The 16,276-nt window shown below is 41.3% G+C and carries 10 protein-coding genes; 4 read left to right on the top strand and 6 right to left on the bottom strand.

Translation table 11 applies throughout. From position 1 onward, the window contains the following. Positions 1–13: 13 nt before the first annotated feature. The 4 genes from FLL46_RS12870 to acnB all read right to left on the bottom strand — a co-directional run bounded on the left by FLL46_RS12870 (position 14) and on the right by acnB (position 5,705). The gene (locus FLL46_RS12870) at positions 14–526 is read right to left on the bottom strand and encodes a CvpA family protein (protein ID WP_142893976.1); all 513 of its coding nucleotides are present in this window, start codon (positions 524–526) and stop codon (positions 14–16) included. 219 nt (positions 527–745) lie between these two features. Further along, entirely contained in the window at positions 746–1,474 is a 729-nt protein-coding gene (locus tag FLL46_RS12865) for an SPOR domain-containing protein (RefSeq protein WP_168204146.1), read from the bottom strand. Positions 1,475–1,606: 132 nt separating this feature from the next. Beyond that, positions 1,607–3,013: a bifunctional folylpolyglutamate synthase/dihydrofolate synthase gene (locus FLL46_RS12860; protein WP_142893972.1), complete on the bottom strand. Its 1,407-nt coding sequence runs from the start codon at positions 3,011–3,013 to the stop codon at positions 1,607–1,609. A gap of 106 nt (positions 3,014–3,119) precedes the next feature. Next, positions 3,120–5,705 carry a bifunctional aconitate hydratase 2/2-methylisocitrate dehydratase gene (gene acnB, locus FLL46_RS12855; RefSeq protein ID WP_142893970.1) on the bottom strand — a complete coding sequence of 862 codons (2,586 nt, stop codon included), beginning with the start codon at positions 5,703–5,705 and terminating at the stop codon, positions 3,120–3,122. A 774-nt stretch (positions 5,706–6,479) separates the two neighbouring features. On the opposite strand from acnB, the gene FLL46_RS12850 reads away from it, so the two are divergent. Next, positions 6,480–8,192: a VRR-NUC domain-containing protein gene (locus tag FLL46_RS12850; protein ID WP_142893968.1), complete on the top strand. Its 1,713-nt coding sequence runs from the start codon at positions 6,480–6,482 to the stop codon at positions 8,190–8,192. 34 nt (positions 8,193–8,226) lie between these two features. Beyond that, positions 8,227–10,731, top strand: coding sequence for an ATP-dependent DNA helicase (locus FLL46_RS12845; protein WP_142893966.1), 2,505 nt, complete (start codon positions 8,227–8,229; stop codon positions 10,729–10,731). 22 nt (positions 10,732–10,753) lie between these two features. On the opposite strand, the gene FLL46_RS12840 is transcribed toward FLL46_RS12845, so the two are convergent. Continuing rightward, positions 10,754–12,571 (bottom strand): sensor domain-containing diguanylate cyclase, encoded by a 1,818-nt coding sequence (locus tag FLL46_RS12840; protein WP_142893964.1) that lies wholly within the window; start codon positions 12,569–12,571, stop codon positions 10,754–10,756. A 293-nt stretch (positions 12,572–12,864) separates the two neighbouring features. On the opposite strand from FLL46_RS12840, the gene FLL46_RS12835 reads away from it, so the two are divergent. Continuing rightward, positions 12,865–13,440, top strand: coding sequence for a TVP38/TMEM64 family protein (locus FLL46_RS12835; protein ID WP_142893962.1), 576 nt, complete (start codon positions 12,865–12,867; stop codon positions 13,438–13,440). Positions 13,441–13,665: 225 nt separating this feature from the next. After that, the gene (locus tag FLL46_RS12830) at positions 13,666–14,928 is read left to right on the top strand and encodes an MFS transporter (protein WP_142893960.1); all 1,263 of its coding nucleotides are present in this window, start codon (positions 13,666–13,668) and stop codon (positions 14,926–14,928) included. A gap of 28 nt (positions 14,929–14,956) precedes the next feature. On the opposite strand, the gene FLL46_RS12825 is transcribed toward FLL46_RS12830, so the two are convergent. Further along, positions 14,957–16,246, bottom strand: coding sequence for a hypothetical protein (locus FLL46_RS12825; protein ID WP_142893958.1), 1,290 nt, complete (start codon positions 16,244–16,246; stop codon positions 14,957–14,959). Between the last annotated feature and the right edge of the window lie 30 nt (positions 16,247–16,276).

Below are 16,276 nucleotides of genomic sequence, written 5' to 3'. Positions count from 1 at the left end.
CTTTGTTTAAGAGTCAGGATTCATTTCCGAAAGGTAGTTCAGGATTAACCTTAGGAATGGAATCTTTAAAATGATCGTAGAACCAATTACCAATGATTTCAACGTGAGGAATCAATTGAGACTGTCGCCACCAGGGATCTTGTTCAACCGGCGTAAACACGCGTAACCCAATGACAACAAGGGATACCACTAGCACGCCGCGCAATGCGCCAAACGCCATGCCCATAATTCGATCCATTCCACTCAAACCTGCTTTTTCAACTAATTGACCAATAATATAATTGACCAGACCAGTCGCGGTTAAAGTGATGATGAAAAGACTTGCCCAGGCTACCGCGTAACGCAAACTTGGTGTTTCAATATGGTCATTAAGTAAGACTGAAAAGTCCTGATAAAAGCCTTTGGCGACAAAAAATGCAATGACCCAGCCAGCTAACGAAAGCGCTTCTCTGACAAATCCTCGCATCAAGCTAATACCAGCCGATAGCCCTATTACTATCAGAATCGCCCAGTCGACCCACTGCATATTGTAAATATCTCAATAACTTTGGTAGGCGAATTCTATCAAATTAGTTCAGGGTAAGTCAGCAAGCAAATTAGTAAATCAGTTTATCAGACGGAAAATATGTGAATTATCGGTAATCTGGCGTTAAACTCTGCAAAAATGCGCTATCGATCATCAAGATCATCGGCCCTTTTTTCAACAATAGGACCGAATTCAACGTCATTCTGGGTAAAAGAAGTGCTAATGTCTGGTTGGATCAAATGGGAGTAAAATGCCTTTATTGTCAGTGACCTTCGCCACTTTATCTAAATCTTTGGCAGCGCGAGACTTTTCGATGAAAGGACCGACAAAAATTCGGTAGATCGACTTATTTCGACCGTTGGTGCCTTTCCTGCGGTAAGCTTTGTGACCGGCCTTTTTCAGTTTTTCGACCATTCTTACAGCGTTATCTTTACTCGAAAAACTCGCCACCTGAATAACCCAGGCGGCATCTTTGAATTGAGGCCCTATGGTTTCAGCTGCAGCGGTTTTAACCTTTTGATTTTCAGGGCTTTGTTTAACAATTTTTTTAGGGACTACTTTAGCTGGAACAGTCTTATCTACATCCGACTTGACAGTTTTTATTTCTGTTTTAGTCGATTTTGACAGTTCAGTATTAGGTTCTACCGCTTTTTCCTGCGAAGCACTTGTCGAACTGTTTGATTGATTATCTGCGAGGGATTTCTGATCGGTCGTTTTTGATTTCCTTTGACTATTTTCTAACTTATCCAGGGTTTTGCGCGTTTGCTGAATGTCATCCACAACTTCGTCTGGAACTTTATTTTCAACCAATGAGGCTGGCTTATCCGGAATTTGAGTTTGAAAAGGCTCAGTCTTAGATTTTTCTTTTAGTATCGAAGGTAAAAAAATGACTGCCAATGCAATTAATACAATGGCACCTACTATTCGCTGTTTTAAACTATTTTCCACTTTATTCTCTACCCTGAACGATACAATTTATTAGCAGGTCTCTCAAAATATCTTTTGAGATGACTTTGATCAACCCCGTAATTTCGATCAAGCCTGCAATTTTGATCAACTCTGCAAATACGCGATTTATGTCTATTTTTTCTGTGCATACCTGAGCATATTGGCAACAGTAATAAAAGAACCAAATACCAACACCAGCTCATCAGCTTTATTCATAGTTTGACCAGAATTAACCTCGCTATCAAGCGACGACTTAACAATAGAATCAAACGCTTCTTTAACACTGATAAATATTGCCGCAGATGATTTCAACTGTAATTCTCGATGAAGCGTGAGCAGTTGCGATGATTCCATGGCTCTCGGCATATCGAGATCAACAAAACACCAGTGATTAATCTGCGAAGACAAAGTTTCTAAGACGTCACTGACAGCTTTATCAGCCATCATGCCACAAATTGCTGTGACTCGACTAATGTTGTTACTTTGAACAAATCGTTCCAACTGCTTCGCCAGGTTACCAGCAGCTTGCGCGTTATGGGCCACATCAACAATAACCGGGCCGATATTATTGTTCATTACGTCATTAGTACCAACATCAACTTGCTGAAAGCGTCCATTAATCTTGATAGACCTGAGCGCATTGAAAAAGTTCTGGTCATTCAGCTCAACACCAAGCACGGACTCGAATGCGGTTTTCGCTAAAAGCAGGTTCTGTGGTAATAATTGATAGGGATTATCTTGTTCTGAAGTTAATTTTTTTGCTAGCTCGTGATGTGCGTTCTCGACCACATGAGCCTGATGACAAAACTCCGGCACAACCTTATTCAACAGCGCATAGCTTTTCTGATCACCAACCAGTGTAGTTTTATCCATGCGCATAATGCCCGCTTTTTCATAGGCAATTCGGTCGATGTCATTACTCAACCAGTCCGTATGATCGATATCAATTGTTGTAATGACTGACAAATCGGGTTCAACAAAATTAGTGGCATCCTGCCGACCACCCAATCCCACTTCCAATACGATTAAATCTAAAGGAAATTGCCGAAATACCACTAGCGCAGCTAACGTCGTAAATTCAAAAAATGTCAGCGCAACCTGTTGTCTTTTCTGCTCAATCGATTTGAAAGCCTCAACCAGAACATCATCAGTGACCATCTGTCCATTGATTCTAATTCTCTCATTAAAATCCAGTAGATGCGGCGATGTATAACACCCAACCGAATAATTATTAGTCAAACATAAAGACTCGAGCATCGCGACACAGCTTCCCTTGCCGTTCGTGCCACCGACAATAATTATTTTAGGTTGTTTCTCTGCTGCTTGAGCGGCTGATGAAGTACCGTTAAATTCACCGCCTGCTTCTCTGCTTTCGCTGCCAGTACTTGCGAAAAGACCAGCATTTGTGAAAAGACCGATTTGCTCAGCAACCAGCTTGATCCTGTCCAAACCAAGTTTGATATCAGCCGGATGAAAGCTTTCAATATGCTGCAACCAAAATTTCAAGCTGTCTTCAGAAGGATTTTCTTCTTCAGTCATGCACAGATTTCCTTTAATGAGTGTTTATTCGTCTGAATCGACATTCAAACGATTTCAATAAAAAAAGCACTCCGAAGAGTGCTTTTAAGGTGAAACTCAAGATTTGTTAACCAACATAAACCTTATTTTGCACCGGTAGCGTTATTTGCGCCGCAGATTTTTTGAAATCTTCGATTTCATGGAAGTTGAGGTAACGATAGATATCATCAGCCATAGTATCGAGATCGGCAGCATAACTCATATATTCTTCAACCGTCGGCAATTTACCCAAAATTGATGCAACTGCCGCAAGTTCAGCAGATGCCAGGTAAACATTCGCTCCATTACCTAATCGGTTCGGGAAGTTACGAGTTGAAGTGGAAACAACTGTCGAATTAGCAGCTACCCTCGCCTGATTTCCCATACAGAGTGAACAACCCGGCATTTCAGTACGAGCGCCCGCCGTGGCGAAAATATTATAGTAACCTTCCTGCATCAATTGATGTTCGTCCATTTTGGTTGGTGGCGCAATCCAAAGACGTGTTGGAATAGAATCCGTTTTTTGCAACAATTTACCTGCTGCACGGTAGTGGCCGATATTGGTCATACAGCTACCGATAAATACTTCATCAATTTTGTCGCCCTGAACTTCAGATAGCGGTTTAACATCATCAGGATCATTAGGACACGCCAGAATAGGCTCCTTGATTTCGTTTAAATCGATTTCAATGACCGCAGCATATTCAGCGTCTGCGTCCCCTTCCATTAATTCTGGATTAGCTAACCAGTTTTCCATACTCTCAATTCTGCGGCTAATTGTGCGCGCATCACCGTAGCCTTCCTTGATCATCCACTTGAGCATCGTGATGTTTGAATTAAGGTATTCAACGATCGGTTCTTGATCGAGTTTAATCGTACAGCCCGCGGCACTTCGCTCAGCAGATGCGTCGGATAATTCAAACGCTTGCTCTACTTTTAAGTGTGGCAAACCTTCAATTTCGAGGATACGACCAGAGAAGATATTCTTTTTACCTTCTTTTTCCACCGTCAATAATCCTTCCTGGATTGCGGCGTAAGGTATTGCATTCACCAAGTCACGTAATGTAACGCCTTGCTGCATTTCCCCTTTAAAGCGAACCAGAACAGATTCAGGCATATCCAGCGGCATCACACCTGTAGCGGCCGCGAAAGCAACCAATCCGGAACCAGCCGGAAAGGAAATACCGATAGGAAATCTAGTGTGCGAGTCACCACCTGTACCAACAGTGTCAGGTAACAACATGCGATTTAACCAGCTATGAATAATACCATCGCCCGGTCGCAACGAAACTCCGCCACGGTTCATAATAAAATCAGGTAGGGTGTGCTGGGTGTCGATGTCAACAGGCTTAGGATAAGCCGCGGTGTGACAGAAGGATTGCATCGTCAAATCAGCTGAAAAGCCTAAACATGCCAGATCTTTCAACTCGTCACGTGTCATTGGGCCGGTAGTATCTTGTGATCCAACTGTCGTCATCGTTGGCTCGCAGTATTGTCCTGGACGAATACCTGCAACGCCGCACGCTTTACCAACCATTTTTTGACCAAGAGAGAAACCTTTACCAGAATCTTCAATTAACGCAGGTTTGCGGAAAAATTCAGCAGGTTCCAAGCCAAGGAAATCTCTCGCTTTCGCGGTCAGGCCTCTGCCGATAATAAGAGGAATTCTGCCACCAGCCTGAACTTCATCAAGCAAAACGTCAGTCTTCAACTGAAACTCTGCAATTTGCTCACCGGCTTTTTCGATTTTTCCAGCATAAGGATAAATATCAATGACATCGCCCATTTCAAGCTGAGAAACATCCACTTCAACTGGGAGCGCGCCCGCGTCTTCCATGGTATTGAAGAAAATCGGTGCAATTTTGCTGCCTAGAACAAAACCACCATCACGCTTATTCGGAATATGAGGAATATCGTCTCCCATTAGCCAAAGTACAGAGTTAGTCGCTGACTTTCGCGATGATCCAGTACCAACAACATCACCGACGTAAGCTACCGGGTGTCCTTTCTTTTTAAGCTCTTCAATAACTTCTAGCGGATTACCTTCTAAACCCTCACGTGGATTTTTAAGCATTGCCAAAGCGTGTAATGGGATATCCGGGCGTGACCATGCATCTTGTGCCGGAGAAAGGTCATCGGTATTGGTTTCACCAGGTACTTTAAATACGGTTAGCGTGATTTTCTCAGCCAGCGGATCCCGTGACTTAAACCATTCTGCATCAGCCCAGCTCTGGATAACCGATTTTGCATTTTCATTTCCTGCTTTCGCCTTGTCTGCGACATCATGAAATGCATCAAACATTAACAAAGTGCCTTTAAGCTGCTCCGCGGCAACTTCGGCTAAATCAGCAGAATCAAGCAATTCGACCAAAGTAGCGATGTTATAACCACCTAACATGGTCCCCAACAATTTTGTCGCATGAGTCTTATCAACAATTGGCGACGATACATCACCTTTAGTAACTGCGGTCAAAAAGCCTGCCTTAATATAGGCTGCTTCATCTACTCCCGCAGGAACACGGTTAGTTAACAAATCAAGTAGAAACTCTTCTTCACCGGTAGGTGGCGCTTTTAATAATTCGACAAGGTCAGCCATTTGCTCAGCTGACAGGGGCTTGGGGACGATGCCTTGCTCGGCTCTTTCACGGACATGTTCACGGTACGCTTGTAACACTCTCTGAATCCTCGTTTTTTAATGATTTCAGACCAGGGTATTTCGGTTGCGGCTATTTTTTATCTGGTGCCTGGATTTTCTCTGTTAAACACCACTGCCAGCTATTATTATTGTTTAACCCGGCTCTCTCAAACCCGGTTAGGCTTAAAATTGAAACACCTCAATCTTTTAAATCCTATAGAATAAGATTAGCACTCTCACAGCTATTTTGACTAATTCTCCGGTGATTAAGTATGATTCTCAGGGATGAAAAAACCATATCTCAAAATACTTAAGCTTGTGCCAAAGCACTCAATGAACCATGAACCACCGTCGATCAGCCCAAAGTTACCTTTTTTGATCGAATTATTTTTAATCAGCTATTTTAAGCTTCTAATCCGAGCGGCTTTTTAGGTCTGGTACTGGAGACGGCGCGAATTATACAGATATTTGTCTCAGGAATAAATCCACAGATAGTCTGAAATCTAACAAAATGAGCGACTTATGCCGCTAGTTGCCACGATAACACGCCTAATTGGCGTTATATTGAGCGAACATTCGCAAAAGATATAACAGGTCATTGCATCGACTGGATTTCACCATTATCTGCTCAGTGACTAAACTGGCAAGGATACCGGTTAAAAACCATCCAGTTTCATGACACATTACAACCTAACCGAAGTGCATTTTATGTGACTAATCATGGCCTCTTTTTCCTTTGGCCCCTAGCCTCTTCTCCTGAAAAATATTGGAAGTTATTGCCCTTTCCCTTACAACTCGCCATCTGGCGTAAAAATGTTAGAATGCCGCAGACTAATCATTAATATAGCGACAAACAACGGCCTGATGGCGATACAACTTCCTCAAGGGTATTATTTAACCAACTTTGTTGAGTTAATTGATTTTGTTTTCGAACAGTATCAAGACTTGCTATCTGCTCAAGAACAAAACTTTCATCACACATTTAAATCGCTTTCATCAGTCGCTCAAAAACTCTATGTGCGTATGCTCACTCGCAAGGGAGATATTTTTCGTTGCAGTAAACTGAATTACCAGGAAATTCCAGACACAACCGCTGCTGCAGAAGAATTAGCCAATGTTCAGTTAATTCACATTGATCCCGAACTCCAGTTAAGCGAAGTCACGCCTTTATTTAGTAAACCGGAGTTACTCAAAATACTAACCAGCTTTCAATTTGATAAAAACTTGATTGCAGAATTAAAAAAACTCAAACGTGCCGAACTGGAAGCAACTTTATTAGAGTTTGAACAACTTGAAGCAGAAGTCGCACAATTGCTGGTTCAACAAATTGAAGAAAATTTTTATGAGATAAGCCAGCCGCAATTATTTGACAGCTACAAGTTGTTATTTTTCGGTAACCTCAATCAGGATCTCACCGACTTTGTGTTAAGAGACTTAGGATTGTATCAATTTGAAAACTACCTGATTGATAAAAACTCTCGTTTGTTTAATGACAGAAAAGAAATTGACAATTACCTGAGTTACTACGAAAAAATTCAAGAACTCGATGAGATTATGAGTCGAGAAAAAGGCGCTATTTTAAACCTCCATCAACAACTTCCCCGATCGGATAAAGTCGACAATATTCTCGCGCGGCGAATAGAACGAGTTAACCTGGCTTTAGCGCGTCAATTAGAGAGGCTTGAAGAATGGGATGACGCATTACAGCTTTACGCAAAATGTCAATTACCGCCTGCAAGAGAGCGCACTGCCAGAATCCTGGTAAAAAAAGAAGAGATTAAGCCGGCGTTAACAATCTGTGAGCAAATCATCGATTCTCCAATTGATGAAAGTGAGTTAATTTTCGCCAAAGAGTTTGGCTATCGAACGGCTAAAAAACACCAGGTTAAGTGGGCCAAACCAGAACAATACCAACCTCACGCTGAAACGATTTCTATTGGACAAGGCGACGAGTGTGTAGAGCTTGACGTTGTCGACTATTTTTCATCTCAGGGTGACTGCTTTTACGTGGAGAACGCATTATTTTGTGGCTTATTCGGACTCCATTTCTGGGATGTTATTTTCGCGCCAGTAAAAGGTGCTTTCACTCATCCCTTTCAATCCAGGCCTCACGATCTGTATGAATCTGATTTTCTGCTAAACCGAAAAACGCCGTATGAGAAAGCCGTTAGCCAATTAAAAGATATCAATCAAAATATCGATGAAATTTTGGCACTTTGGCGAGATAAATCGACTATCGTTTCACCATTTATTTACACTCAATCACTCGACACACCGTTAATTAAAAAAGCCCTAACTGAAATTCCAAACCATCACTGGCAGGCGGTTTTCCAGCGACTTTGGAGTGACTTAAGGGCTAATCGTTCGGGTTTTCCTGACTTGATATTTTTTCCTGAAGGTGGTGGCTATGAGCTCATTGAAGTAAAAGGTCCCGGTGACAGGCTGCAAAAAAATCAAATCCGTTGGATGCAGTTTTTTCACCAGCATCATATTCCTCACAGAGTAATCCACGTTGAGTGGCGATAACAGAAATAAGCTTCGTCTTAGTGTACGAGAACTTGTGGAGTTCAGCGCCCGTACCGGCGATCTTCTATTTGAAAGTATCGCCGGCCCATCTAGTCTTGAAGGGATTATCGGTCATCAAAAGATTCAAAAATCCCGTGGTGAAGATTGGCAGCCAGAGTTTCGTTTGAAGCAAATCATAGCGATGCACGGTTTTGAGGTGACTATCCAAGGTCGATTAGATCTACTTTACCATCACAACGACCACATCATCATTGAAGAAATAAAAACCAGTTATCACTCACCAGAAAAAATTCCAGAAACTAAACAGCTGCTTCACTGGGCGCAAGCAAAAGTGTATGCATACCTTTACTGGTTGCATCTGGGAAACCACTCGGTAGAACAGCATATTCAGACACAATCTCTAGCTAGTCAAGAAACAGTTAGCAAAGAAACAGATAACCAAGACAACCTAAAGGACCAACTTCCAGATAAACTTGATGTCAAAGTGACCTGGTATAACCTGGCAGAAAAAGAGACATTTAGCGAAATCCAGATCTGTACGATAAGCGAGTTGGAAAATTTCACTTTTCACTTATTGAGTATTTATCTTGATTGGTATAAGAAGCTACAGACCCACAAACTGAAGGTTATCAAAACTTCAAAAAAACTCGCGTTTCCTTTTGAGCAATACCGCGATGGCCAACATCATTTTGCTCGTCAGGTTTATCGAAGTATTCGAGATAAAACACAACTCATTGTCGAAGCACCGACTGGTATTGGAAAAACTATCAGCACTATTTTTCCATCGGTTAAAGCGATGGGAGAAGAAATTGCTGAACAAATTGTGTATTTAACCGCGAAAGGTTCAACTCAAAATGTCGCCACAAAGACTATCGAGCAACTTCAAAATCATGGGCTCAACATTGATTACCTGATTATTCAGGCAAAAGATAAAAGTTGCCCCTGTCGCTCCAGTGATATAAACCAACAACGCGCCTGTCTGAACGAACAAGGTATTTGTCGCAAAACTGTCGGCTTTTATGATCGTCTCCCTCGCGCACGACTCGAATGCTTGCAAAAACGAAACTTAAAGCCTGAAAATATTCAGGTGATCGCTGCTGATAACAATTTGTGCCCATTTGAATTGAGCCTTCAGATGATTCCCTGGGCCAGCATAGTCATCTGTGATTTTAATTATTATTTCGACCCTATGACGCGACTCAGCGTATTTGATCATAAAGGCACGAGTAGAGTTATTCTCATAGACGAACTTCATAACCTGCAGGAACGAGCTCGTGAAATGTATTCTGCTAGTTTATCAATGGCGCTGACAAAGTCGATAGCAAAACAACTGCAGAGTTATCCCGATCTAAAACGGCGGGTACAGAAGTTGACGCGAAGTCTGGCAACAATCGCTGATGAAAACCAGGTACTCGAAGCTCCACCGACCAAAATTTTAAAGTCTTTGGAGATGGTCATTCACTTACTTGGAGAACTAAAACTACAAGATAGCGAGCAAGAACCTTCCTCATCTCAACGTCAGTTACCCGTTGAGGTCAATCTTCGCCCCAACGAAAGTGACATGTTTAATAATGAACCTGAAGGACTGAGTGAATGGATAAAACAAGTTTACCGTACCTATATTATTAGTGAACTTTACACTGAGTCTCATGTGAGTCTGGCCAAAGTTCAGCACGGATATGGTGGAAGGAAATCACTAGAAAAAAAACTGCGCATCATGTGTTTAGACGCATCTGAATTTCTAAAGCTGAAACTGAAAACGGCCCGAACGGTTATTGGCTTTTCTGCCACGCTTAATCCAATTTCATACTATCAACAATTGACAGGGTTCAAGGACAGCACATCAGCATTAAGTCTCCCTGCTATCTTTCCACCAGAAAACCAATTAACTTTACGCTGTGATTACATTGACACGCGTTGGCGAAATCGGGACACCTCACTCAGTCAGTTGATAAAAATGATTGCTCAGGTTTATTCTAGCTCACCAGGTAAATATCTCGCTTTTTTCCCCTCTTATGACTACCTCAATAAATCCATTGATTTATTTCAGAAAAATTATCCCGACATTCATATTGTTAAACAAGTCGTTAATAGTGACGACAAACAACGGGAAGATTTTCTGCACACCTTTTTTCAATCAGAGCAGCCTGCAATTGGTTTCGCTATAATGGGCGGGATATTTGCCGAAGGCGTCGACTATCAAGGTGATAGTCTCAACGGCACTATTGTTATCGGCACTGGCATGCCCCAGCCCAGCGAAGAACAAAAACAAATTGACCAACACTTCAATAATCGTGGGCTTAACGGCTATCAGTACGCTTATCAGTTTCCTGGTTTTACCCGGGTACAACAAACTGCAGGTCGTGTAATCCGTTCAGAAAACGATCGCGGCGTTGTCGTTCTGGTTGATCCCCGATTCAGGCGGCACGACTATCAAAAACTAATGCCTGAGCACTGGCGAATTACACCTTGTCGTTCAATTAGCGATATCACCAATCAACTTAGGGAGTTTTGGAATAATGGCGCGCGCTTGGTGTGAGGCGATGTTTATGAATTATCAATTATGAGTTATGAATTGATTTGGCCTTTGCCATTTCAACTCGGTTGCGTCCGTTGGTTTTTGCTTGATATAGCGCTTCGTCAGCTTGTCTAAGATGTTCTTCATAAGTCTCTCCTTCAGGAATCTCACAGCAGAGACCAATGCTCACGGTAACGGGAATGATTTGTTCATTAAACATAAATTCCATTTGCTCTACGTTATTTCTGATTTTTTCCGCAAATGTTACTCCCTGATCCGCATGAGTTTCAGGTGCGAAAACACAAAATTCTTCCCCCCCGTAACGAGCGACGAAATCACTGGTTCTTTGTGCTGACTGCAGTAACACCTGCGCTACCAAAGTTAGACAGGCATCGCCAGCCTGATGCCCATAATTATCATTCACTTTTTTAAAATAGTCGATATCAATCATCAATACCGACAAATTATGCTTAAATCGGCGACAGCGAGCATACTCTTCTTTAAAGGCTTTTTCGAAATAACGCCGATTATTTATTAGAGTGAGTGCATCGGTGTTGTTAGCTTCTTTCAGCTTTCGGTTAAGAGACTCCAGGTCTTCAGTGCGCTCTTTCACCCTTTTTTCTAATTCCTGACTATTTCTTCGGTGAAAATGCAATAACGTATTTTGAGCCTTAAAACGCATACGTCTTTCTTGCATCACACGTTCAGCAATGGCAATGGATAGGCAAGCAACCTCAAATGAAATCCCAATCATCGCTGCATGTTCGGTAAACCAGTTATTCGGCAGCAAAACGAATTTATTAGCGGCCAAAATAATGCCACCGACTAACACAGCTGCCCAGGCGAAAGTATAATAGCGAGCAAGTGGATAGCCATCAAACAATCGAATAATGCCACTCACTAAACCAAGCAGGCAAACGAACACTGCCAAGTAAATCGTAATGCGAATTAACAGCTGATATGGTAACAGAGTACATAAAATCAGGCACACCAGAGCAGCAGAAATAGCAAATGAGAAGACTTTATCCAGCTGAGGGTGACTTCGGCGAATCGCGAGTAGTTTTCGCGAAAAAAAAGTACCGAACAAAATTGCAAAATTCAGAAAAACAGCTATCAAATGGTCATTCCACACAGTATTGTTCGGCCATAAATATTGGAATGACAATCCAGTCAAAGAACAAAAAAACATGCCAATTGAAAAAACGTAAAGAACATAATAGAGATAATTATTATCTTTAATTTTGTAGTAAACAAATAGATTATAAAGTCCCATAACCAATATTATGCCAAGAAAAACGCCCAAAATAATTGAGCGAAACTGATCTTCATCGTAAAACTTTTCTTTAGGCCATAAGTTTAAAGGTACTTGTAGCGCACTAGTAGATTTTACACGAATAAAAACGGTTACCTGCTCCCTGGATTTGACATTAATAGGAATCAGAAAATTGTAGTGCTGAACGACTCTATTGTTAAAGGGGTATTTATCACCCAGTTGATAATGTTTTTGCGAATCGGAATTAATAACATAGATATCAAGAAAATCTAACACCGGATAGGCAATTTCAAGGAAATAAGCGCTAGTTTGTTCTTCGGAATTATAGAAAGAGGTTCGTAGCCAATAGGAAGAGTCAGTGTAGCCGAAATTTATGTTTTGAGTATTATTCTTTTTCCACTGAGAATGACTAAGCTTCACTACTTCGTTGAGACCTAACGGACTAGCTTCTTGATAAAAATAAACATAATTACTTAAGTTAGTCGCATCGGTTTCACTTGCAAGTGTTTTTGTCTCATAATCAACAGCTAAAACGACTTTGATCCAGCAACCAGTGAGAAGAATGCCAATTAACTTTAGTATTTTCATATCCTTCGAATATTATTTGAAATTAACTGCCTTTTCAGAATAGTCGCCAATGAACACTTTAGCAAACCCGAAAACCCGCCAAATTTGTCACGAGTAAACAACAACACGAATCTTGGCGCGAAAATCAACACCTCCAATAAAGTTGTCATAATTGACAATAAATCATTACCGCCCCTAACATGAGACATTGATTAACCTGAAGTATAAATATAATATCATTTATCTACCGGCAATTTTTGATGTTGGCGGCAATTGCATGCATAATATCGTCAAAATTCTAATTATTTACCCCATTGAAAAAACCGCAACTTATCAAGCTAGCTGGAATACTGGCATTTCTGGTGTTATTGCTCTTCGCGTTTGAAGTCAGCGGGTTACGCGACAATTTTAATTTATCTTTTTTGCGAAACACGATTGAAAACAATGTTTTCTGGGGACTGCTAATCTTTGTTGTGTTATTTTCTGTTGGAAACCTGATCCAAATCCCCGGTTGGATATTTTTAGCCGCTGCAGTCATTACACTTGGTAAATTTGCGGGAGGTCTTGCCACTTATGTCGCAGCTGTTTCATCTTGCCTGGTAACCTACGGCATCATTCGTTTTCTTGGGCAAGACGCTCTCAGAGGGCTGGAAAGTCCAATTGCCCAAAGGCTCTTTCAACGTCTTGACAGGTATCCGATTTCTAGCATCGTGTTTTTACGAATGATTTTTCAGACTGTCCCTATTTTGAATTATGCACTGGCTCTATCCGCCGTGAAATTTAGACACTACGTTATTGGCACATTGCTTGGCTTACCAATTCCTATATTTATCTATTGTCTTTTTTTCGATTTTCTCGCGCTGCACGTGTTTGCACTCGCCCCTCAATAACTCAATCACTCAAAAACTAAATCACCCAATAAAATTTATTAGTGGAATTAACAGTCAACTTTATCAATAAATCTCATTTACCTATCTTTAATTTTTAAACGGAGGCAATAACAATAACTCCAAGACCCTGTTCTTCATTTTTAGCATTTGCAATATTAATATCTCTTTACCTGTCTAACGCCATATGTAATGATTAGGCAAAATCAATAAAAATTAAGCAAGGTTATTATTATTGCTTCCAAGTCTATAAAAGCTTACGGGATATTAATTGCGTTAATATTTGCCGGAGAAATTATCTTCAGCCTCCCCTTTCATATCCCTCGCTTCTTTCGACCCAGTCTGCTCGAAGTTTTCCAGTTAACCAATACACAGCTAGGCGACATATTCGCTGTTTATGGAGTTGTTGGCATGTTGGCTTACTTTCCTGGCGGCGTTATCGCAGACTACTTCTCTGCTCGGAAATTAATGGCTGTCTCGTTAGTCGCCACCGCACTTGGCGGATTTTACTTATATTTCATTCCTTCTATTGTTGGACTTTACTTTTTATTCGCTTACTGGGGAATAACCACAATTTTGTTATTCTGGGCGGCAATGATTAAAGCGACTCGAGAATGGGGTGGCACTCAATCACAGGGAGTCGCTTTCGGCTTTCTTGATGGCGGCCGAGGGTTAACGGCAAGTATTTTTGCAAGCATTGCTGTGGTTATCTTTAGTTTTTTTCTCGCCGATCAACTCGATAATCCCACTACAAAAACGCAAGCTTTCCAATCAATCATTTTATTTTATAGCTTAGTCACTTTATTAGCAGCACTGGTTATCTGGTTAATTATTCCAGATAATCGCAATGGCGTCTCTGATATTAATTCTTTGAGCTCTCAGAATATTTTTCAGGTTATTAAAAATACGAATGTCTGGTTACAAGGCGGTATCATTATCGCCGCTTACTGCGGTTTTAAATCGCTAGATAACTACGGTATTTATGCTGTCCAGGTACTTGGGATGAACGATGTTGAATCGGCCGAATTCACCACAATTGCCAGTTATACCCGCCCAGTCGCAGCAGTCGCAGCAGGCCTTTTAGCTGATCGCTGGCTATCAAGTAAATTAACAGCAACGCTATTTACCATCACAGCGTTTGCATTTCTGCTAGTCAGTCAACTAACACCAACCGAAGTTTCGCTTCAATTGGTGTTAGGCAACCTTCTCATCACTTTTATTGCTGTTTATGCGCTACGCGGTATCTACTTTACTTTAATAGAAGAATCTAAAATAAAATCAGCATTAACAGGTACTGCGGTTGGATTAATTTCCGTCATTGGCTACACACCGGATATTTTCTTTTCCCCGATAACAGGCCGAATTTTAGACGCAAACCCGGGCCTACAAGGTTTCCAACACTATTTTATTTTATTGACATTCATCTCCGCGCTGGGCCTATTATGCACTTACTTTCTTGGCAGACGTATCAGAAGCAATCAAATAAGTTAGCCTCCGGGGAAAAACTATCAACATTTTATTAATCGACATTTAGTACAAAGAATTGCATTTTATAGGGATTATCTTCGGCGCTTATTCCTACATCCACTTTCGCAGGATTAGTTGCAAAAAATGCCTCGTATTCATCCTTAGGTAAATCGACCAAACCGACTCCCGCTAACTTCCCATCAGGCAAAACACATAGAGTTTGCAAATAAATAATATCGAGCCCTTGATCAGTTACCATATAACCCAAATCAGAACTTTCATTTGAACGTAAATCATATTTCAGCAATCGTTTTCGTACTTTCGGGCAACTTTCATCACCCTGCAATTCCGTGCCAATGTGAAATAACTCATGTTCATCTCTGCAAGTCAGTGTGAGAGATGTACTGGTACCAATATCATAACGACCTAGAAGCTCGGGTAAACAAAACTGGGTGACGAGCTCCACTTTGTCGTCTCTCGGCCAAATCCTGATCAAACAAGAACTGGTATTGGTAATTGCCAAAAGCGATGGAGCGCCGGGTTCATGAATGGAAGGTTGCCATAAGTTACCCCATTCTGGATTTTGTTTGAGCATACTGCAATAATCATCTAGAGACAGACCTTGCTCTATTTCTGCCGGAAGCTGCCAGTTATTCTCAAGGCCTTCTTCAAGAATTACCCGTGGAATTTCTTGACTCAGCTGCGAGAACTTACCATTTTCTAAATGGTAAGTTTGAATGACTCCGTCGCCGGTGCAAAATATCAAATGTTCGTCAACAATCCCCGGCGATCGACAAACAGTATCTCCTTTATCTCCTCGCCTGAAACCGCCTAAATGTGTTTTTTCGCCGCTATCGATTTCATAACATACAAGTTGAGCGTTAGGCCAGGTTAATGCGTAAAGTCGATTTCTTGATTGATCAAGCGACAGGCTGGTAATTCCTTCTCCCGGAAACATCACGCCAAAGTCAGTCAGCGCCAATGTCTTTAAATTTATTCCAAATAATCGTCCCCCTTCATAGGCCCTAACGCCGTGAAGCTCCTTTTTGTAATACCCAATGTGCGTCCCAAAATAAGCAACATCGCCAACCACCAAAAACTGAGTATGTATTTTCCCATGTCCGATGGCCTCTTGGTGATCGCCTAATAAAGCTTGAAACTCTTCAAGCTCTTTAATTTCTCCAGTCGAATGATCGTACATACATAACTTTGCGTGCTCAGTAAGCTTGTGGGTGCACAAACCAAAAAAAACACGATTTCCAATAGAAGTTAAACCGCCCCAGCATCCTGACGAATATTGGTGAGGTACCTGAAAAGATCTTGCGTTAATGATATTTTTCATAAAAAGCCTATTTAGTAAAAGAAGTAATTT

This window comes from Aliikangiella coralliicola (assembly GCF_007004725.1).
Taxonomy (GTDB): Bacteria; Pseudomonadota; Gammaproteobacteria; order Enterobacterales; family Kangiellaceae; genus Aliikangiella; species Aliikangiella coralliicola.
Note: the sequence above shows the minus strand (reverse complement) of the source record. Positions and strands in the feature narration are given on the sequence as shown.